Source organism: Arthrobacter sp. 05T423 (genome assembly GCF_056396245.1).
The window spans coordinates 1-412 of record NZ_JBFTLC010000121.1 but is presented as its reverse complement, the minus strand read 5'-3'; the positions used below and the strand labels follow the sequence as shown (position 1 = coordinate 412).

The window sequence follows — 412 nt, the reverse complement described above, 5'->3', positions numbered from 1 at the left end:
CCGAGGAGCTCTCCCGCCGGATCGAGTACCTTCAGCTCCAGGCCGCCTCGGCGGTGGACCGGACACGGACCGAGGCGATCAACGCCGCCGGTTCCGCCAGCCGCGCGGCCGGCTGGACCACCGGCTGGGGCGCCGACCCCGAACCCGCTGCGGCTGCGGACATGGGGTCCGCGGGTTCCTCCCCCTCCGCCGCGGGCCCCTCTGATGCAACCACCACCGGCGCCGCGGCCGACAGTGATGCCAGCGAGAGCGCAGACGCCCCCGCGGTCCCTGCGTTGCCCGCGCGTTCGCTGACCTGGTCCCCGGCCGATGACGGGGCCCGGAACACCGCCGATTTCCTCCGCACCCGGCTCCGGATCAGCACCCCCGAAGCACGCCGCCGCCTCGCCCTCGCCAACGCCACCCTCCCCCG

At 76.0% G+C, this 412-nt stretch carries 1 pseudogene; it reads left to right on the top strand.

Annotated elements, in window-relative coordinates:
* Positions 1-412: pseudogene (locus tag AC1DFE_RS24190) on the top strand (HNH endonuclease signature motif containing protein); the annotation flags it as partial.